A 20410-nucleotide genomic window follows, 5' to 3' on the forward strand; every position below is an offset into this window, starting at 1 on the left:
TGATTATAAAACAAAAAATTAATCTTGGAGTTATATTATAATTATCTACCATAAACAAATCAGCATTTTTAGTTTTTTTAATTAATCCATTAAAAATGCTGACTTTAAATATATTTTTATTAAATATTATTTTGTATATATATTAAGCTTTCATCGCCCATGCATTGTTTTTGCAATATTCTTCTATAGCTTCTGCCACAATCTTTGCATGTGCTACTGCTTCAACAACCGTTTTTGCTCCTGTAACTACATCCCCCGAACCAAACACTCCCGGTCTTGTAGTATTCCCTTTTTCATCTGCAATAATAAGCCCTGATCTATTAGTTTCAAGTTTTGTAGTATTAGAAACTATATTATTCTTAGGTTTTTGACTTATTGTGATAATAGTAGTATCACACTTAAATAATTCTTCCTTTTCATTGTTATGATCCTCTTTATTAATTAACTTTACTCCATCATCTAATATTTCAACTGGAGTTCTATATAACTTAAAGAGGATTCCATCTTCTTTGGCCTCTTCTATTTCTTTTTTGGTAGCACTCATGTCATCAAAATTACCTCTATAAAGAACTGTGACTTCACTACAACCACTTCTTTTTGCTGTTCGTGCTGCATCCATAGCAACATTTCTAGCACCTATTATTGCAACTTTATCACCTAATCTATATGTTTCTGGTGATCTAAGATAATCTATAGAAAAATGTGCATTTCCCAGTGTTTCTCCCTTAATATTTAAAGTCACGGGATTCCATACACCTGTTCCAATAAATATAGCTTTATAACCTTCTTCAAATAATCTATCAATGCTTATGACTGGACCTAGAAGAGCATTAGGCCTAATCTTAACCCCAAGTTAAATAAGTTTATCTTCTAATTTATCTATCAGATAATTGGATAATCTATATTCAGGTATTCCATATCGTAACACTCCTCCAATCTTATTTTTCGAATCAAAGATTGTTATTTTATACCCTTTTTTCGCCAATATAAATGCAATTGTTACTCCAGCTGGACCTCCTCCTATAATAGCGATTCTATCTTTATTTTTAGGAAGATTTTCAAATTTTATTTCACCTAAATATCTTTCTGATATTTCCTTCTCAATATCATAAAATTTAACAGGTTCTTGTTTTATTCCTCTTATACAATTTCCTGCACATTGATTCTCATGAGGGCAAACAATTGAACATATTACTGAAAGTGGATTATTATTAAATAGAATTTCACCTGCTTCTTTTACTTTTCCTTCTTTATAAAGAGTAATTATTTCAGGAATTGGAGTATCTATAGGACAATTGGCTTTACACCTTGGATTTTTGCATAATAAACATCCCTTTGCTTCGTCTAAGAAAAACATATTATCTAACCTCTCTATAAACATAATTTTTTCATAAGTAGTTTTCTCTTATACTATATCTAATGGCATCTTTTTATGTGGTTTTCCTAATGCTTTATCTAGTCTTTCAATATCTTCTGAAGATAATATAATTGACGCTGCCTTAGCATTTTCTATAACATGATCAACACTCGATGCTTTTGGAATTGATATAACATCATTTTCACGAATTGTCCATGAAAGTGCTATTTGTAATGGCTTTACATTATGTTCTTTTGCAATTTCATTCAATTCTTCATTTTTTAGCAAATCTCTTTTTAAGCGTCCACCTTGCGCTAAAGGACAATATGCTATAGTTGGTATATTCCTTTTTCTTTGCCAAGGTAATAAATCAAATTCTATTCCTCTTGAACCTAAATGATATAATACTTCATTTATTGTGCAATTTTCCCCCTTTGATTTATCAAGTAAAGCTTCCATATCATCTGTATCAAAATTAGATACTCCCCATCTCAAAATTTTTCCTTCTTTTTTTAATCTCTCCATTCCTTCTATGGTTTCTTCTAAAGGTACTCCACCTCTCCAATGCAATAAATATAAATCTAAATGATCTGTTTTTAATCTTTTTAAACTATTTTCACAAGCTCTTGATATTGACTTCATTCCTGAATTATGAGGATAAACTTTTGAAACTAAAAATACATCCTTTCTACAATCCTCAATAACTTTGCTTACTAGTTCTTCTGATAAACCATCTCCATACATTTCAGCTGTATCAATTAAATTCATTCCAAGTTTTAAACCAAGCTTTAGCGATTCTATTTCTTGATTTCTTTTTCCAAAGCTTTCTCCCATATACCAAGTTCCTTGTCCTAAAGCTGATACTTTAGTTCCATCTGATAAAGTCACTTTTCTTTTCTCTACAAATTCTCTAATTTTTATTAATTCATTATGTATCATAAAACTTATCCTTTCATCCAATATAAAATATTCAGCAAATATTTATTAGAACATTACTTTCACAATATTTTAGCCAAATATTAAATCGCCCTCATTAATATCTATTTTAATTTTAGGATTTTTATTTATTTAAAGTTCTATAACCTGTAGTAAAATCAACAATATTCATGAGTTTTTCTCCGTTAATGAAATTTTCCAAATTTTTCGCACTAATTTGAACTATTTTCTCTAATGTTTCTGGAATGTGGAATCCACCAGAAATATGGGGCGTAATTATTATATTATCAATATCCCATATTCTATGATTTTCTGGAAGTGGTTCTGAATCTACTACATCTAGTCCCGCCCCCAAAAGATGTCCACTTTCTACAAAATCACATAATGCATCTGTATCAACTACATTTCCTCTTCCAACATTTATCAGAACAGCTCCGTTTTTCATAAGCTTAAGTTTTTCTTTAGAAAACATTTTATAGGTTTCTTTTGTACCAGGTACAGTAAGTACTACAACATCAACGGTTGGAAGTAACTTATCTATTTTATCCATTAAATGCAATTCATCAATAAAATCTGGTTTCTCAGTATTAGTCCTTCTTACACCTATTGTATAAGCACCAAAGGCTTTTATTCTTTTCGCAAATTCTTCACCAATATTCCCAAGTCCTATAATTAAAATTTTAGAGTTATATATAGATTTGACTTGACCTTCATCTTTCCAAAGATGTAACTTTTGATTCTTTCTATAAATATGAAGTTTTTTAAACAGCTGAAGAAGGATTCCTATGGTATGTTCAGATATTGCAAGACCATATGCACCTGTAGCATTTGTTAATAAGACTTCATCTGTTAATATTCCTTCCTTTATATATGCATCGCTTCCAGCACTATTTAATTGTAACCATTTTAAATTTGGAGAATCTATAAGCATATCTGCAGGCGGGTTTCCAATTATTATATCTGCTTCTTGCACAGTTGATTTGTCTATATTTGTATATGTTTTATAAATGTACTTAGAGTTAGGTGATACGCCTTCTATTATTTTTTTTTGTCTTTCGTCTATAGGTAATAATATAAGTATATTATTAGCATTCATAAATTCACCTTCAATCAATTTTTTTTGTATAATAAAAACATGAACTTATCTTTATATAATAATTTCATGTTTTATTAAAGGATTAATAATATTGGTTGGTTAATATTTTATATTACTCATTTCAAAAAGTATCTTAACTTAGTTAAAATGAAATTTTTTTAGCTTATGGTTATATTATTGCATACATGCTGTATTTAAGTAAAGATTTAATATTTTATTTATTATCTAACTAAACAAGGTTTCTTGTTATTAAATTTCCAATCTGGAATTAAGAATTGCATTCCTTCCGCATCTCTAGCTCCTAGATTATTATCAATATATAATTTATGTGCTTTCATAATTTGTTCTCTATCAATTTCAACTCCAAGACCTGGTTTCTTAGGTACTTCTACAAATCCATCTTTAATTTGTAATGGTTCCTTAGTTAATCTGTCGTATCCTTCTTGCCAAATCCAATGAGTATCTATTGCTGTTATATTTCCTGGCGCTGCTGCTGTGTGAGTAATCATAGCTAAAGATATATCAAAGTGATTATTTGAGTGTGATCCCCAAGTTAATCCTCATTCATTACATAATTGTGATACACGTACAGTTCCTTCCATAGTCCAAAAATGGCAATCTGCAAGTGGAATATCTACTGAATTTAATACTACAGAGTGTCCCATTTCTCTCCAATCAGTATTAATCATATTAGTAGCTGTTGGAAGTCCTGTTGCTTTTTTGAATTCAGCCATAATTTCACGACCTGAATATCCATCTTCAGCTCCACATGGATCTTCACAATAAGTTAAAATTCCATGCATATCTTTACAAAGTTCAACTGCTTCTTTTAATGACCAAGCTCCATTTGGATCTAGTGTAATTCTAGCATCTGGGAAATGTTCTTTTAAAGCTTTTATTGCTTTAATTTCTTCTTTACCTTCTAATACTCCACCTTTTAATTTGAAATCAGTGAATCCATATTTAGCATGTATAGCTTCAGCTAATTTTACAATAGCTTCTGGCGTCATTGCCTCTTCATGACGAATTCTATACCATTAATCTGAACTATCTTCTTCACTAACATAAGGTAAATTTGTCTTTTTTCTATCTGCAATATAGAAAAGGTATCCTAACATTTTTACTTTATCTCTTTGTTGTCCGTCTCCAAATAATGCAGCAACTGGAACATCTAAGTATTTTCCAAGTAGATCAAGTAAAGCTGCTTCTATAGCTGTATAATGTTCTATTAATTCATCTTGTGTTGGTGATACAAAATATAGAGTTATTACTAAAAAAGCTAAAATTAGTCCAACTTTTTCTGACATTTGTGCAGTTTTTATAGAATTATTAGTTGTAATTTCACCAGCTCCTGCATAAACTGGTACTCTCCCATTTACGTGTTCAACAGTAACTTCCATAACTCTTTGTTTTTGTTTATCTGTTAATCCATAAATTTCACCAGTACTTCCTAAAACAAATACTCCATGAACTCCAGCTTCCAAAGTATAATCAATAATTTTTTTAATGAAATCTCTATTAAATTTCCTTGCTCATCTAAAGGTGTTACTAAAGCAGGGATAATTGCACTAGGTTCAAACATACTAATTATTCCTATCTATTATTTTGATTTTCTTTCATGCGTCATATATAAATTTATTATTCTATACGCAGCTTCTTTCACAAGTTCTGAACCATTCTTAATTGAATCATCTAATGTCATAGGTTTATCTATTATGCTAAATATTCCATCAAATCCAACTTCATATAAAGTTTCTGTTCCTTCACCTATCGATCCTGCAATCGCAATTACTGGAATGTTCTTCTTTTTCGCTTCATTTGCTACACCAAAAGGCGTTTTCCCAAATTTAGTTTGATAATCTATTCTGCCTTCACCAGTAAAGACCAAATCACAATCTTCTAATTTTTCACTAAGCTTACTTTCTTGAACTACAATATCTATTCCACGTTCTAACTTAGCTTTAATTACTGCAATAAATGCAGCACCCATGCCCCCTGCTGCACCAGCACCTGGAACATTAATTACATTCATATTAAAAGTATTTTCTAAAATTTCTCCATAGTGATGTAAGTTTTCATCTAAAACTTTCATCATTTGCTTATCAGCACCCTTCTGTGGACCAAATATAAATGAGGCTCCATTTTCTCCACAAAGTGTATTTTCGACATCACAGGCAACCTTTATTTCACATTCAAAGATTCTCTTATCAAAATTTGTCATATCAATTTTATCTAATTGATCTAGCTCTATTGCTCCATCCTTAAGTTCTTTATTATCTTTACTTAGGAATTTAATTCCTAAAGCCTTTAACATTCCTGTACCACCATCATTTGTAGCACTTCCACCTATTCCAATTATGAACTTTTTACAACCTCTCTCTAATGCATCTTTTATTAATTGACCTGTTCCATATGTAGATGCTATAAGTGGATTTCTTTCATTTTGTTTTAAAAGGGGTAACCCTGACGCAGCTGCCATCTCTATTACAGCTGTCTTTTTATCACCTAACAAACCATAGAATCCTTTTATTTCTCTCATAAGCGGATCTTTTACTTCTACAGTTATTATTTCTCCATTTCTAAGTGAAACTAAGGATTCAACTGTTCCTTCCCCACCATCTCCCATAGGTACTTTTTCAATTATAAAATCTTTATCATATTTATTAAGCCCCTCTTCTATAGCACTTGCTACCTGAAGGGCTGTTAAACTCCCTTTAAATGAATCCGGAGCTATAACTATTTTCATCAATTCACCTCCTGTTAAAGTAATCAAGTATAAATTACAACTCTTTTTTATATTTTGTAGATTTTATTATCAATAACTTTCTACCATTTTTTAATCTAACAATTAATATGCCAAGATTAGTATTGATAACTTTTACACGAGTTAATTATACTTAAAATAAAACTATCAAACAATGTGCATCCAACACAATTAATATTACTTTTTTCTTATTTTTTTGTTCAAAATTATAAAAAAATTATATTATTTATATACTGTTTAAGCTTTGAATTATTAACACTTATAACTATTTTAATAGTTACAAATATACTATTAAAATGTCACTAAGAGTTAATATACTATTTTTATAGCATATTATAAATCTTTATCCAAACTCTTTGCTGCCTTTCTATTGAAGGCTTTAAGCACGCACACCATAATTTAACCATTCATATTTACCTCGTGGTGCATAAAAAGTTGGAATAGTTGCAATTTCAGAGTTTTATTTTACTCTACTCTTAAAACCTAAATTTTCAATATCAATTATTGATATAATTAATGGAATTATTTTAACATTAAGTATAAGCTTATCTTCTTTTATATTTACATTGGTGACTTCCATCCTCATCCCTCCACTTACTATTAATTCACAAAAATTTTTTTTGTTTCCTTGTGTATTGGCAAACAATTGAGAGTTCTAGCCACATACACTATGCTCGCTAGAACTCTTAATATCATTATAATTAATCAAATTTGAATTATATGTTAATTATGATATCTTTCAATTGCTTTCTCAATATTTATTTACACATTTATTAATCGTTTTTAATTTGTTTTTTTGTTCATACGCACATTTTTTATGTAAACATTGTATTCAAATCAATCATTTAGTAATTAGTATAAAAAAATCTCCTTAACAAAATGAGTTCTAATCTATAAAAAAACTAGAAATGCATTTTCGCAACATTTCTAGGCAACTTTCAATTTTCCTATAATTTTATAAAGCAAATTCAAGGAATAATTATATTTTATTATAAATTTTAAACTTATTAGTTTTGGGATTTATTTTTTTATACAAAGGAATCTGTCCACTTTAAATTTATTTTAGAAAAGCCATTAGGCGTTTCATCTTCAACTGTCAACTGTGAATTGTTAACTGTTAACTGATGTATACATTTTAGTTATATAATCAATGCTATCATCTACATGCTCTGGTTTTGTACTTTCAAAGAATATATCTATGTATTGATTTTTTTCTTTTAGTACAGATAATAGCAATTCATAATTTAATAATCCTTTTCCAATTGGAGCTAGCTTAATTTCATTATTTTCACAAATAAAATCTTTTGCATGAACTGCAACTATTCTATCTCCAAACAATTCAAAAGCTTTTTTAATTAACTGATCTTGATTTTTATAATTTTCTGGAGTTATATAATTAGTTGGATCAAAAATCACTTGTAAATTATTAGAATCAATATTATCTAATACTCTTTTCATTCTTTCTGGAGTATTAATAACATGCTTTGCAACACCTTCTATTGCAACAATCACTCCAAATTTTTCTGCTTCTTTAACAAGTTCCTTAACTGAATTTAAAGTTCTTAGAAAAGCTTCTTCTGTATTATTTTCTGGACCATATACGTATTCTTTATTTAATGCACCAGTTTCTGTTCCAACAAGGCTGCATCCAAAATCTCTTGCAAATCTTATATGCTCTTTAAATCTATCTAAAAGAATCTTAAGTTCAGCATCATCTGGATGAGCTAAATTTACATAACATCCTAATATATCTATGCTTATTCCATGTTTTCCAAAAATATCTCTAACATGCTTTGCCATCCCTGGAGTAATGTTACTTTTCTTAAAATCAAAATCTGTTTTTACCTTTGTAAGCGCTAAATGAACGCTTTTAAATTTTTTTTCTTGAATACTTTCAGCTAAATCTTCAAGATTATTATGAATTACATCATGACATCTCATTCCAAATCTCATAATTACTCTCCTTATCTTTTTAATAAATTTATATTTGCACACGTGTTCAATTTCTTTATTAATTTTACATCACTATAAAAAGATTTACAAGCATTAAGTATAAATATATACTTTAAATTAAAGTTACTACACACACTTTAATTTAGAATTTAGGATGATCTTCCTTTGAACTATCATTAAATTTATTTTCATCCTTGATTCTAAATTTTCTATTCTTAATTCACTTATATATATGTTATTATAGCAATTTATCTTTTTAGACTGGAAATATGTTTCTTGCTATATATATGGCTGTTGTAAGTGTAACACCACTTAAAATCGTTGATATCATTACTTCTTGTGATGCAAAATCTTGATTATTACCACATTCAACAGCAATTAAAGCTGTATTTACAGCTGTTGGCACTGAATAAGAAATTAAAAGTACCTGTGCAATAATTCCATTGAATCCTAGTATATGTATTAATAATAATGCAATCATAGGTCCTATAATTAGTCTTGTGAAAACTGCTATATTTACATTAATATCTCTAAAATCAAACTCAGTTTTTGAAAGTTGAACTCCAAGTGATATTAAAGCTATAGGTACAAGTCCATTCTTTACATACTCTAAAGTAGGCCATATAGGAGTTGATGTTATATCAATCCTAAAATATTTAAGTAATAGTGCAAGAGGTATTGCATATATAGATGGCATAGTAAAAATTTGGTGCATTGAAGCTTTAATATTCATTTTTGCTCTTCCTGCATTATAAAATCCAATCGTATTCATTGTGACATTCATAAACACCAAAATCATGATTTGTGATGTAAGTGCTTCATTTAGATATGGTGTCTTACCACCTATTATGTAAGGTGCATTTCCAAAAATAAGTGTAACAAGAGATACTCCTATGTTACCTGTATTATTAAACATTATAGAATTTTTAAATGCACTTGTCATGCCTATATCATACTTACGAATTTTAGCAACAATTCTTGCTATTAAGTCATTGACTATTAAATATAAAATACAAAAAAATAATATTTTAAACATATCAAAAGATAAATTAGTAGTATATAGGTTATAAAATATAAAACCAGGCACAAATAAGTAAAAATTCAATTTGCTAAGAGTAGATATGCTTAAATCAAATTTTCTGCTTATTATGTACCCAAGAGCAATTATTGTAAAAATAGGTATAATGTTATTCCCTAATATATGTAAAAAAATTACCATTACTTTTGTCCCCCAAAATATTTATTCTAATATAAATCATTAATAAATTATATCACAGTTTATTAATGATTTATATTTTGAAATCCTATTAACTTATTTTAGTTAATAAAACAATAATAATGCTCTTTTACATCCTAATAACTTTTTTAAGTAATTAGAGCAGGATTAAAAATACATAAATCGTTATGCAATTCGTATTTTTCAGCACAAGCTTGTTCTTTTCCGCTAGCAATATCTATTATTTTGTTAAATACTTTTGTTCCAATCTCTGAAATAGTAGCTTCCCCTGTTGCTATAGAACCAGAATTTATATAAATTAAATCCTGCCACATATCTTTCATATCATTTCTAGATCATACTTTAATTACTGGTGCAATTGCCAACCCATAAGGTGTCCCCCGCCCGGTCATAAATACTTGAAGTGTAATACCAGATGCAAGCTGGCATAGACCACATACAATATCACTAGCAGGAGTAGCTGCATACCAATGCAAAGATCTGACAATGGAAGAGTTTCTCTTCTACGTTCATTTAATTTAGCTAATTTCTTATCAGTCATATTCATTAATGCATCTATCATAGCCTCCATACCTTTTTGCTCTTGAAGAATAATTACATTTTCAGGATTTATGTCAGCTTCATCTAATAGCATTTCTACCGTTAATTTTTCACAGCCTAACGCACTACCATTAACTCTCCTCCAAAGTTAGGATGTTTTGAAAGATTTCTTAAAGCTCGAATTGGAATTTTTGCCTCAGGCGCATTAATCGCAACTCCACATCCATAAGCATGATTAATTGGAACTATATCATCTACATTAGGATACTTTGGAAGCAGTTCTTCTTTCATTTTCGTCAACATTAAATTCTGATTTTCTTTGCAATACAATTATTGAACCTTCATGAATCGTTCCAATTCTCTCCTTATTTCCAGATGCTATTATTACACAATTTTCATTCATAATATTAATATTATAATCAACTACATTCATAGTTTTTTCAACAATACTTTTAGCTAATTCTTTACTCAAAAAATCCATCAATTATCTCTCCTTTTCGAAATAGATGTAAATATTTTCATGACATATCTAAAAAGTGGCGGTACCAAGTTTAATCAATGATAAATGGTGAATGATTGAGGATGATATTCCTCCAGAATAACTTAATAAGTTCTTATTTGTAAAAAAGTTCTGTATTTCAGGAAAGTCCCATATTGCAGCATAGCTGCTCTTTTTATAGGTGTATATTTAAAGCACATAAAATAAAATAACTCAACTATACCAATGTATTTCGTTACTTTTTTAATGTGCTTAATTATACTTATTATAATATAACCATTTAATTTAAAGTAATGACCACGCTCTATTTAATGTCCTTTTAGCATTTGCTACTATAATTTCCGAATTTTCATTTTCCCAAGGTTTAACTTCAAATGAAATTATATAAGGATTTTCTTCATCAAAAAAACCTTCTTCCTTCATAACTTGAAGGAATTCTTTAACCTCATTTACATCATTAACTCCATTTGGAAATCCAAAACGTGGATGCGTATCTCCATATGCTATTGCGCCTTCTTTCATAACACAATTTCCAATATGAAAATGTGTTATATATGGCTTCATAGTTTGAATAGCAAATTTTGAAGATTCATATGTTTGAGGTAAATGTGATAGATCTACTAATAACCCAAAATTATCTGATTGTTCTCTTATGTCCTTTGCAAATTGTGCTGCATAAGTAGCTGGTCCAATTAATGCTCTTTTATCAACATCATAATCAAAAACTTCAAGAGCGATTGACATATCCTTTCTCTTTGCATATTGACATACATTTTTTGTTGTTTTTAATAATTGTTCATAAGCTTCCTCCTTTTTATTTTCATCATATTTTCCTGCTAAAAAAGCTATACTTTCAGCCCCTAAATAATATGCCTCATCTATTGACTCAAGAATTATCTTTTCTGCTTTTTTTCTTTCAGTTTCATCTAAATGATTTGGATTCAATCCAGCACTCAATAATCTTGGTTGAACTCCATATGCAATTGTCATATGACTTTGTTCTAATAATTTCTTAATTTCTTCTCTTTGTGCTTCATCTTCTATATGGGTAATCTCTATTGCATTAAAATAATCGTCTGCTAAAACTTTTTTTATTGATTCTACAAGACTTTTTTGTTCATTAAATTTTGTAGTTTCTGGATAAGCCATAAAATGTATTAATCCTACTCTTAAATATTTATAAATTGATTCATTCATCTTAATTCCTCTTTTCTAAATTATATCCACATTATTTTTTTAATATCCACAAAATGTTGTAATATAAACTAACAAAATATAACTATATATGTTACAATTTTAACTCCTTAGTACAATAGGAATACTATTTCACATTTTCATGTAGATTGTTTTTATAACATATATACTTTAATTAAATATTATAAAATATTTTAATTATATAACTATTAGATTATTTTCACAATCTTTACTTAATTTTTAATATATAATTGTCCAACAAAAAGATCAAACAAATTCTTAATTACACAATATATAGGTGTAAACAAGAAGTATTTGTAAATTATATTGTGCGTTTAAAAGGCTTCATACCTTTTGTAATTTAATTAATATATAAATTTTCAAAAATATAATCGAGTATATAAAAAATAACAGTCTGATACAAAATATAAATTGTGCTCTAGTCTGTTATTTTCCTTCACTATATAAACATTAATTATACAGAAAAAGTATAATCATTTTCAATAATTATTCCATTATTCAAATGAACAAATATTTAATTATTTTATTGTACATTTACACATAAATCAGAAGATGTTTCAACATTCAATTTTTATCTTACTGAAACACCTTCTGAATTTTGTTTATATATGCTACAATTAGTTCTTTACATCATATGTCTAATTGTTTATTCCTATTGCAATCATAACAGATCTTGGTTCCATTTCAATCCCATTAGTGATTAAAGGCATTTCCTCAACTGACTCAATAAAATCTTTATCATTAAGCATACCAGTATTTATCGACATAAGCCACTGAAAGTTAGCAGGCAAATCAGGCAATCTAACCCACTGTTTTTCCCAATGCGTGTTAATTCCAATATAAACAATATCGTCTTCATCAGTTTTTTCATTAAATCCTGCAAACATAATCCCAAGCACCCATGCTTCCCTCGATGAATCTATATACCACGGCTCATTACCATGTTTACTCATATCAGGTAATCCACATTTTGCTGGACCAGTACTACCTTTAAGAACAGGATGAACTTTTCTAAACTTTATCATATTCTTAAAAAAATCAAATATATCTGCATTTTTATCTAGCAAACTCCAATCAATCCATGATATTTCATTATCCTGGCAATATGGATTGTTATTTCCAAATTGTGTATTACAAAATTCATCTCCTGCAAAAAGCATAGGTGTTCCTCTACTTGCAATAAGAACTGCACATGCATTTTTTATCATTTTTTTTCGAAGTTTCAATACCTCATCAACATCGGTATCTCCTTCAATCCCGCAATTCCAACTATTATTGTTATTATCACCATCAGTATTATTCCATCCATTAGCTTCATTATGCTTATTATTATAAGAATACAAATCATATAATGTAAAACCATCATGGCAGGTTATAAAATTAACCGATGCGTTATGCCCTCTATAAATTGGATCATATAAATCATGAGATCCTGATATTCTATCTGCTATAACATGTATTAATCCTGGATCTCCTTTTAAAAATTTACGAACATCATCTCTATACTTACCATTCCATTCTGACCATCTGCTCCAAGATGGAAAGCTTCCAACCTGATACAATCCACCTGCATCCCATGCTTCAGCAATTAATTTAACATTTGAAAGAATATGATCAAAGGCTAGATTTTTTAATAACGGTGGCTGACTCATTGGAGAGCCATCTTCATTACGTCCCAGTATAGATGCAAGATCGAATCTAAAGCCATCTATTCTGTATTCAGTTACCCAATATCTGAGACAATCTAAAATCATATTTTGAACATTAGGATGATTACAATTTATTGTATTTCCACATCCACTGAAATTATAATATTTTCCATCAGGAGTAAGCATATAGTATATATTATTGTCCACTCCTTTAAATGATATATATGGTCCTTTTTCATTACCTTCAGCAGTATGATTAAATACAACATCAAGAATTACTTCTATTCCATTTTCATGAAATTTTTTAATTAACGATTTTAATTCATCACCTTCTCTATTATACTCAATACCAGCTGTATAGCTTGTATTCGGTGCAAAAAAACTTACTGCATTATATCCCCAATAATCTAATAATCTTTTTCCTTTTACAATACGCATATCCTTTAGTTCGTCAAATTCAAATACTGGCATAAGTTCGACTGCATTAATTCCAAGTTCCTTTAAATAGGGTATTTTTTCAAATAGACCTTCAAAAGTACCTGGATAACTCACACCAGATGATATATGGTTTGTAAATCCTCTAACATGTAATTCATATATAATTAAATCCTTCATAGGAATTCTAAGTTGTTTACTATTTCCCCAATCAAAATCGTTTATAACAACTCTTGCTCTATATTGATTTGCATATTCTGGCTTATATCCCCATTTACTCTGACCTACAACTGCCTTTGCATAAGGATCTAGAAGATATTTACTGCTGTCAAAAATTAATCCCTTTTCCAAATTGTATGGACCATCAATGCTATAAGCATATTCAAGCTCTTCAATATTTAATCCAAATACAATCATAGAATAAACAGTTCCTATCTTATAATGTTCAGGAAATGGAATTATAGCAAATGGTTCATATTCATTTCTTTTAAATAAAACTAATTTAACCGAAGTAGCATTTTGAGAACTAATAGTAAAGCTAACTCCTCCTGGAACAATAACAGATCCATTTTCAAGATATAATCCTGGACGAATTTTAAATCCGCTTTCTTCATCTATAGGACGTAAACTTTTATTATATCCATTTTCTAAATCACAAAAATTCATTTCAATTCCAGATACCTTCATTTATCTCACTCCTATTCCTATTCAAAATTAGGATTTACTAAATAAATTAAAAAATTGTATATCTTCATTTATCAAATGTTCAATAATAACATCATCTGCTAAAAAAGAAAAAAAAGCCGATGGATTAAGTTCTCTATTTTGATAACACTGTTTTAATTGAAACATCTTTCCGATTAAATTTTTATGAATTTTACTATGTTTATCATAATCTTTATACTCCATATTAGCTAAAAATTCTTCTTCGGTATCAAAGTGATTTACTATTTTTTCTATTAATATATCCAGCTTGTCTATACTCTTTTCAAAATCCATTTCTATAATTGAAACATTAATTAAATCATTTAATAATGCTAAGAGTTCTTGATGCTCTTTATCAACGTCTTCATTTCCACTGTTCCATTCATTATTCCATTGAAGTTTTTCTGCCTTAATTTCAATTGCTTATTCAAACTTAGTGGCAATTATAAAATTTTTACCTTGCTCTTGTGAACTAATTAATAATTTATTTAATCTTTCTTGCCATTGTTTAAGAGATTCAGCCTTTACTCTTTCTGAAACTCCAAAACTAGCCATAAATTTGCCTACAATAGGATGTATAGTCTCATTTAAAGCTCTACGAATTTTTTCAGCAACTACAATTCCACCACTTTTATTTGTTTTTGGCATTAACAATATAAATTTTTCATCATCTATTCTAACTAAAATATCATATTTACGTATTACACTTTTTGCTATTTTAGCAGTTTCCTTTACCATTTCTTCCTTAGCTGAAGAGTCTAATTTATGCGTTTTTAAATTATCTAATGTTAACATGATCATTGCAAGAGGATCATTATATCTATCTGCTCTTTCAATTTCTTCTGCAATTCTTTTATTGAAAAAATCTATACTTAATAGACCTATATCTTCATCCTTATAGGAAACCTTGTTAAAGTTAGCTTCTTGCTTAATTTTTTCTGTAACATCTCTTGCGGATGCATATATATATTTACTATTAATTTGAATATACCATTCTAAATACCTATATCCTCCAACTTTTGAATTTATTCTATTTACAAACCCTGATATCGGTTCTAATTCATTTAAATTTCTTATTGCATTCATAGTTTTAGGTAAATCTTCTTTGTTAACTAAAGAAAGAAAATTCTTTTCTTCAAATTCTTCTGCAGTATATCCTAACACTTTTTCAAATTCTCTATTTACTTTAAGAAAATTCAGATTTTCATCTATAACACATAACATGTCTATATTAACTTTTAAAATTCCTTCTATTTCTTTTCCTTTTATATATTCTTTACTAACATCATTAAATATACAGGCAAAAATGCTCCTTGTCTAATATAAAAATAGTTATTCTAATCCATTTATATACAGCCTTATTATAGACATCAATGACTACAGTTTTATTGTTAATAATTGCTTCTTGAAATGCCCTTTTCCACTCGTCTCCAATAACATTACCTATTTCAAAGATTTCATTATAATTTTTTCCAATAACTTCATAATCTTTTAATCCTATCATGCTTTCATATATATTGTTCACATCTAAAAATTCACAATCATATGGAACACCATCTTTATCAAAAATAGCTTTATGGTATGACAAAGCTACTGGTGATTTTTTAAACAAATATTCTAATAGCTGCTCTTTCACTCTAATGCATCTCCATTCATACTAATAAAATTTTTATATTGCTGTCTATTTAAAATCCATCATTAGCTTTTAATCTTCACATCTATTTTCAATATCTTTCATTGAAAATAAATACAATAATTCCTCATACATACATTATTCTACAAAAACAAATTTTATCCTTTACTTCTTCTCTAAAACATAATTAAATTTTAAACTTTTCAGTGTAAATAAAAAGCACTTAGCCACATAAAATTTGAATATTTTATATAAATATTCTTTTACTTCATGTTACTAAGCACTTTTGAATAATAAATTTAAAAATATATATTATTTTATTCTAAACTTAAAAAGTTCATTTGATAAAGATGCTGAAAGCTCATCTAAAATATATGTCTCCTTAGAATAGTTTTTAAAAAATTTCAGTAAACAGCTTATTTTCTTTTACCTCTTGTGTAACTTTTACGATATTTTTAGTGTCCCCAATCAATATAGCTCCACATAAACGATTATTTGCAAAATAATATTTTGTGTAAGTGTTTTTAACTGGATCTTTAAATTCTACTGTTTTGTATTTAAGATAAGGATTCTTTCCATTATCTCCAATTGAATATAATGAAGTATTCATTCCATTGAACGTTAAAGCAGCATCTACGGTTTCATAAGCTAATGAATCTCCAGCTGCATTTGCTCCTGCAACCTTACCCATTTCTAAAGCTTGAGGCCAAATACCATAGTTTACTCCATTATATTCTGCACAATCTCCACATGCATAAATATTAGAAATATTAGTCTCCATTTTTTCATTTACAACTATAGCTCTATTAGTATTAATTCCTGCTTCTTTTGCTATTTGGGAATTAGCTACAATGCCACAAGATACAATAACAAGATCTGCAGCAATAACTTCATTACCATTAATTCTTACACCTGTAACTGATTTTCTACCTTCTATTTCGTCAATCTTAACATTTAATTTTACATTTATTCCAGTTCCTTTAATTATATCTTCTAGGAACTTTCCACCTTCGTAATCTAATTGAGCTCCCATTAATTTATCTGCAATTTCTAATACAGTAACTTTACATTGTGACTTACGTAATTCCCAAGCTGCTTCAAGGCCAAGAACTCCGCCACCAATTACAACAATATTTTTTACGTTTGGTAATAATTCCATAACTTTATCAGTATCAGAAATATTACGAATTGCTATAACTGATTCTTTATTAATTCCTTTAATTGGAGGAAGAAAACCTTCAGAGCCTAAAGCATAAATACATTTATCATATTTAAGTTTAATTCCATCCTTGAAAAGAACTTCCTTTCCTTTTGTGTCAATCTTAACAACTTCTTTATCAAGTACATTTGTTATATTCTTTTCTTGGTACCAAGCTTCGTCATGAATTGCAATTTGTTTTGGATTAAATTTGGCTATCATTGATTTGGTTAACATTGGACGGTTATATCCTAGCACTTTTTCATTTGAAGCCAAAACTATAGAACAAGTTTCATTTCGTTCTCTTATTGCCGTTGCCGCACTTATTCCCGCTGCACCATTTCCAAGAACTAAATAAATCTCATTTGTATTTTTCTTATAATCACTTTCATCGACTTCAACAGAAATGAAATTTTCCTTTCCGACTCCACAAACAGGACAAATTTCAAGGCTAGAATCAAATATTTCACCGCAAACTAAACATTTTACTAGTGTTCTCTTTGCTGATTTTTTCTTTGGATTTTCTTTATTTTGCACTATACATCCAAAGTTATAACCATAGTCATAAGCTTCACTTAGATCATTGTCACTTGGCTTAAACTTAATACGTAATCCATCAATAACCTTCATGTTAAGCTGTTTTAATCTTTGAATAATATGTGGAACACCTTCACCACTCCAGCCATAACTTCCAAATGCACTAGCAAATTTTCCACCATGAGTTCTTGCAAAAATTGATATAGTTAAATCCCAAATTGGCTCTAATGCTTCACCTACAATTGTAGGAGTACCAAAAAGAATACCATCAGCAAATCCTAATTCTTCTAATACCTTACTTTTTTCTGTTTCTAATAAATCATAATCTCTTACATCCACATCTCCACTAGCTTTAATTCCTTTAGCTATCTCACCTGCTAATTGCTTTGTGTATCCATAAGCGCTTACATACGGGATTATTACTGTTTTTCTTGGATTTGGATTAATTACTTCACACCATTTAGCATTAATTGCTTTAATTTCTTCTATTCTACAATCAATTACTGGACCATGCCCTGTACAAATCATATCTATATCTAAATCTTTAATTCTATCTAATGCTTTTACCATAAAAGGCTTCTTAAAAGGTCCGATAATATTATCAAAGTAATATTTGTTAGCCCTCATATAACCTTCATTATCTTTAACCTTACTTAGCAGAATTTCATCAAAACTATAATGTGATCCAAAGGAATCACAAGTAAGTAGAGTTTTATCCTCTTCAATATACGTATACATTGTGTCAGGCCAATGTAAATTAGGAAGAACCATAAATCGTAAAGTTTTATCTCCTAAATCTAAAGTGTCATTTTCTTTTACTGATATACTGTAAAAATCGCGATTTACAATATTTTTCAAAAAACCTATTGCAACTCCAGTTCCTACAATTTTAATATTAGGATTCATTTCAATAAGTTTTTCTATGCTTCCTGCATGATCTGGTTCTGTGTGATTAACTACAATATAATCAATATCACTAATATTTACTAACTTATTTAGCGCTTCCAAGTATCCATCTAAAAATTTAGCTTTTGCTGTTTCAAATAATACTATTTTTTCACTTGTTTTAAGTAGATATGAATTATATGAAGTTCCAAACTCAGTTTCCATAACAATATCAAATACTTTTAAATCAGGATCCAATACTCCTGTCCAATAAAAATTCTTTTTTAGTTCCAGTGTCTTCATGTAAAAATCCTCCTTCTCAATGCCAATCTTATTAGTTTATTATGACAATATTATACCTCTTTATAGTCACTAATAGATATAATTTTCTTATTAAATAAAAAAATAATATGAATTTAAAAGATAAGTTTCATTATATTTACAAGTCATTTTCCATAATTTGTTTTTAATTATACTAATAGATATTTTTCCTTGCTTATAATCATCAATACTTTTTAAAAAACTCTTTTTTTCCTTATCTTCTGCAATATTCTTAAAATATCCCCAAACATGCATTATAGCATTTATTGAATTTCCTAATGTAACTTCCATTTCCATTGCTTCTTCTATGAAATTGTAAAATTTAATAACTGGATAATCGTTTTTATCTTTTAATAATTTTCTTATTTCTAAATAATTTGAAGGAGAATTTTCTAATACGGTATATTTATATCTGCTCCATTCATCTTCAAGTTTTTTAATTTTATTCTCTTTAGTTGTAGCATTTATGCATTTAACTGCTGAAAGATTCTTATCTTTAACTTCAAGCATTATATCAACATCTTCTCTTTCTAAGCTTTCATAAAAATCAATAAATTTATTAATTCTTATAGTATTTGAATGAGAACCTAATTTCTTTAAAGGATTCTGCTGAGAATAATGAATCTTTTGATAACCATCTTTTTCTTTCCAAGTTTTTTTGCATTTATTAATCCAATATATATCATCTTTTTCTTTATCATATGGATTAAGCTCATTATGGAGATTATCAAAAATTACTGGAATCTTATTATTTATGCCTATTTCTAAAACATCATTTATATTATAGGATTTATCATCATTTTCAATAACGAGTCTATGTTTTACAGCATCACTCAAACGCTCATAATTAGTTATAAACCTTTTTATTGCCTGCCCTTTGTCATTATAAACACCACCAATATGAAGTACAATTTTATGTTCACTTCCTACACCAAGACTATCTAGAACCTTAGTATGATAATTCAAGTCATCAATTGCTCTATTTACAACTTCTATATTAGATGAATTAAGCACAGTATATTGGCCAGGATGCATCGAAACTCTCATAACACTTTTCCTTATTTTTTCTCCTATTTCACTTAATTTTGAAGAAAAAATATTTTCCCATGAAAGAACATTAATTGGACTTGAACCAAATGGAATCAAATCAGAACTAATCCTAAAAAGCCTTATATTATTTTCAATATTATAATCAATTATATTTTCAAGAGAATTTAAATTATGTAAAATTAATTGTAATAATTTATCTTCATTTGCATTTTTAGCTGTGCAGCTTTTTAAATTCGTATTTGGTACTCCAATAGTTAAACATGCATATCCTATACTCATTTTTTAACCCCTTTCATATTTTAAAATAATATTACCATATTTATTTGCATAATGATAAAAATTTGTACATGAATAAAAAGCCATTTTACACAAATTCTAACTTAGGCAAAATGACTTTCAT

General features: G+C 28.4%; 15 protein-coding genes and 3 pseudogenes. All 18 read right to left on the reverse strand.

The features are described from left to right. Window positions 1–142: 142 nt before the first annotated feature. A pseudogene (locus CLPUN_RS12770) lies at window positions 143–1357 on the reverse strand (NAD(P)-dependent oxidoreductase). A gap of 48 nt (window positions 1358–1405) precedes the next feature. After that, window positions 1406–2296: an aldo/keto reductase gene (locus CLPUN_RS12775; protein WP_077847657.1), complete on the reverse strand. Its 891-nt coding sequence runs from the start codon at window positions 2294–2296 to the stop codon at window positions 1406–1408. A gap of 121 nt (window positions 2297–2417) precedes the next feature. Then, the gene (locus CLPUN_RS12780; protein ID WP_077847658.1) at window positions 2418–3389 is read right to left on the reverse strand and encodes a D-2-hydroxyacid dehydrogenase; all 972 of its coding nucleotides are present in this window, start codon (window positions 3387–3389) and stop codon (window positions 2418–2420) included. Between the two features lie 221 nt (window positions 3390–3610). After that, a pseudogene (locus CLPUN_RS12785) lies at window positions 3611–4399 on the reverse strand (enolase C-terminal domain-like protein). Between the two features lie 27 nt (window positions 4400–4426). Beyond that, window positions 4427–4873, reverse strand: coding sequence for a dihydrodipicolinate synthase family protein (locus CLPUN_RS29390; protein ID WP_341425165.1), 447 nt, complete (start codon window positions 4871–4873; stop codon window positions 4427–4429). A gap of 116 nt (window positions 4874–4989) precedes the next feature. Beyond that, complete coding sequence (locus tag CLPUN_RS12790; RefSeq protein ID WP_077847659.1) at window positions 4990–6135, reverse strand: glycerate kinase; 1146 nt, start codon at window positions 6133–6135, stop codon at window positions 4990–4992. Window positions 6136–7263: 1128 nt separating this feature from the next. Beyond that, window positions 7264–8106 (reverse strand): sugar phosphate isomerase/epimerase family protein, encoded by an 843-nt coding sequence (locus tag CLPUN_RS12795; protein ID WP_077847660.1) that lies wholly within the window; start codon window positions 8104–8106, stop codon window positions 7264–7266. Between the two features lie 256 nt (window positions 8107–8362). Further along, the gene (locus CLPUN_RS12800; RefSeq protein ID WP_077847661.1) at window positions 8363–9325 is read right to left on the reverse strand and encodes an AEC family transporter; all 963 of its coding nucleotides are present in this window, start codon (window positions 9323–9325) and stop codon (window positions 8363–8365) included. Between the two features lie 146 nt (window positions 9326–9471). Next, window positions 9472–9819 (reverse strand): annotated as a pseudogene (locus tag CLPUN_RS28730) (hypothetical protein). A 181-nt stretch (window positions 9820–10000) separates the two neighbouring features. After that, window positions 10001–10174, reverse strand: a complete 174-nt coding sequence (locus tag CLPUN_RS29205; protein WP_278281650.1) for a UxaA family hydrolase — start codon at window positions 10172–10174, stop codon at window positions 10001–10003. Continuing rightward, the gene (locus CLPUN_RS12810; RefSeq protein WP_077847662.1) at window positions 10143–10364 is read right to left on the reverse strand and encodes a sugar diacid recognition domain-containing protein; all 222 of its coding nucleotides are present in this window, start codon (window positions 10362–10364) and stop codon (window positions 10143–10145) included. The genes CLPUN_RS29205 and CLPUN_RS12810 overlap by 32 nt, the downstream gene beginning before the upstream one ends. A 303-nt stretch (window positions 10365–10667) precedes the next feature. Next, complete coding sequence (locus CLPUN_RS12815; RefSeq protein ID WP_077847663.1) at window positions 10668–11579, reverse strand: sugar phosphate isomerase/epimerase family protein; 912 nt, start codon at window positions 11577–11579, stop codon at window positions 10668–10670. Window positions 11580–12235: 656 nt separating this feature from the next. Beyond that, the gene (locus tag CLPUN_RS12820; RefSeq protein WP_077847664.1) at window positions 12236–14368 is read right to left on the reverse strand and encodes a glycogen debranching protein; all 2133 of its coding nucleotides are present in this window, start codon (window positions 14366–14368) and stop codon (window positions 12236–12238) included. A 27-nt stretch (window positions 14369–14395) separates the two neighbouring features. Continuing rightward, window positions 14396–14806: a hemerythrin domain-containing protein gene (locus CLPUN_RS12825; RefSeq protein ID WP_077847665.1), complete on the reverse strand. Its 411-nt coding sequence runs from the start codon at window positions 14804–14806 to the stop codon at window positions 14396–14398. Between the two features lie 3 nt (window positions 14807–14809). Then, window positions 14810–15694 (reverse strand): sensor domain-containing diguanylate cyclase, encoded by an 885-nt coding sequence (locus CLPUN_RS12830; RefSeq protein ID WP_341425190.1) that lies wholly within the window; start codon window positions 15692–15694, stop codon window positions 14810–14812. Beyond that, window positions 15675–16022, reverse strand: coding sequence for a hypothetical protein (locus CLPUN_RS12835; RefSeq protein ID WP_077847667.1), 348 nt, complete (start codon window positions 16020–16022; stop codon window positions 15675–15677). Before CLPUN_RS12835 ends, CLPUN_RS12830 begins: the two co-directional genes overlap by 20 nt. 391 nt (window positions 16023–16413) lie before the next feature. After that, window positions 16414–18942 (reverse strand): FAD-dependent oxidoreductase, encoded by a 2529-nt coding sequence (locus CLPUN_RS12840; RefSeq protein ID WP_077847668.1) that lies wholly within the window; start codon window positions 18940–18942, stop codon window positions 16414–16416. 90 nt (window positions 18943–19032) lie between these two features. Next, window positions 19033–20289 (reverse strand): UV DNA damage repair endonuclease UvsE, encoded by a 1257-nt coding sequence (uvsE, locus tag CLPUN_RS12845; protein WP_077847669.1) that lies wholly within the window; start codon window positions 20287–20289, stop codon window positions 19033–19035. Window positions 20290–20410: the final 121 nt, after the last annotated feature.

The organism is Clostridium puniceum (assembly GCF_002006345.1).
Classification (GTDB): Bacteria; Bacillota; Clostridia; order Clostridiales; family Clostridiaceae; genus Clostridium; species Clostridium puniceum.

Excerpts from the sequence above, each read along its gene's own strand:
- CLPUN_RS12800 (WP_077847661.1), bottom strand. The coding sequence starts at position 9,325 with ATGGTAATTTTTTTACATATATTAGGGAATAACATTATACCTATTTTT.
- CLPUN_RS12780 (WP_077847658.1), bottom strand. The coding sequence starts at position 3,389 with ATGAATGCTAATAATATACTTATATTATTACCTATAGACGAAAGACAA.
- CLPUN_RS12820 (WP_077847664.1), bottom strand. The coding sequence starts at position 14,368 with ATGAAGGTATCTGGAATTGAAATGAATTTTTGTGATTTAGAAAATGGA.
- uvsE (WP_077847669.1), bottom strand. The coding sequence starts at position 20,289 with ATGAGTATAGGATATGCATGTTTAACTATTGGAGTACCAAATACGAAT.
- CLPUN_RS12840 (WP_077847668.1), bottom strand. The coding sequence starts at position 18,942 with ATGAAGACACTGGAACTAAAAAAGAATTTTTATTGGACAGGAGTATTG.
- CLPUN_RS12810 (WP_077847662.1), bottom strand. The coding sequence starts at position 10,364 with ATGGATTTTTTGAGTAAAGAATTAGCTAAAAGTATTGTTGAAAAAACT.
- CLPUN_RS12795 (WP_077847660.1), bottom strand. The coding sequence starts at position 8,106 with ATGAGATTTGGAATGAGATGTCATGATGTAATTCATAATAATCTTGAA.
- CLPUN_RS12790 (WP_077847659.1), bottom strand. The coding sequence starts at position 6,135 with ATGAAAATAGTTATAGCTCCGGATTCATTTAAAGGGAGTTTAACAGCC.
- CLPUN_RS12775 (WP_077847657.1), bottom strand. The coding sequence starts at position 2,296 with ATGATACATAATGAATTAATAAAAATTAGAGAATTTGTAGAGAAAAGA.
- CLPUN_RS12815 (WP_077847663.1), bottom strand. The coding sequence starts at position 11,579 with ATGAATGAATCAATTTATAAATATTTAAGAGTAGGATTAATACATTTT.
- CLPUN_RS29205 (WP_278281650.1), bottom strand. The coding sequence starts at position 10,174 with ATGAAAGAAGAACTGCTTCCAAAGTATCCTAATGTAGATGATATAGTT.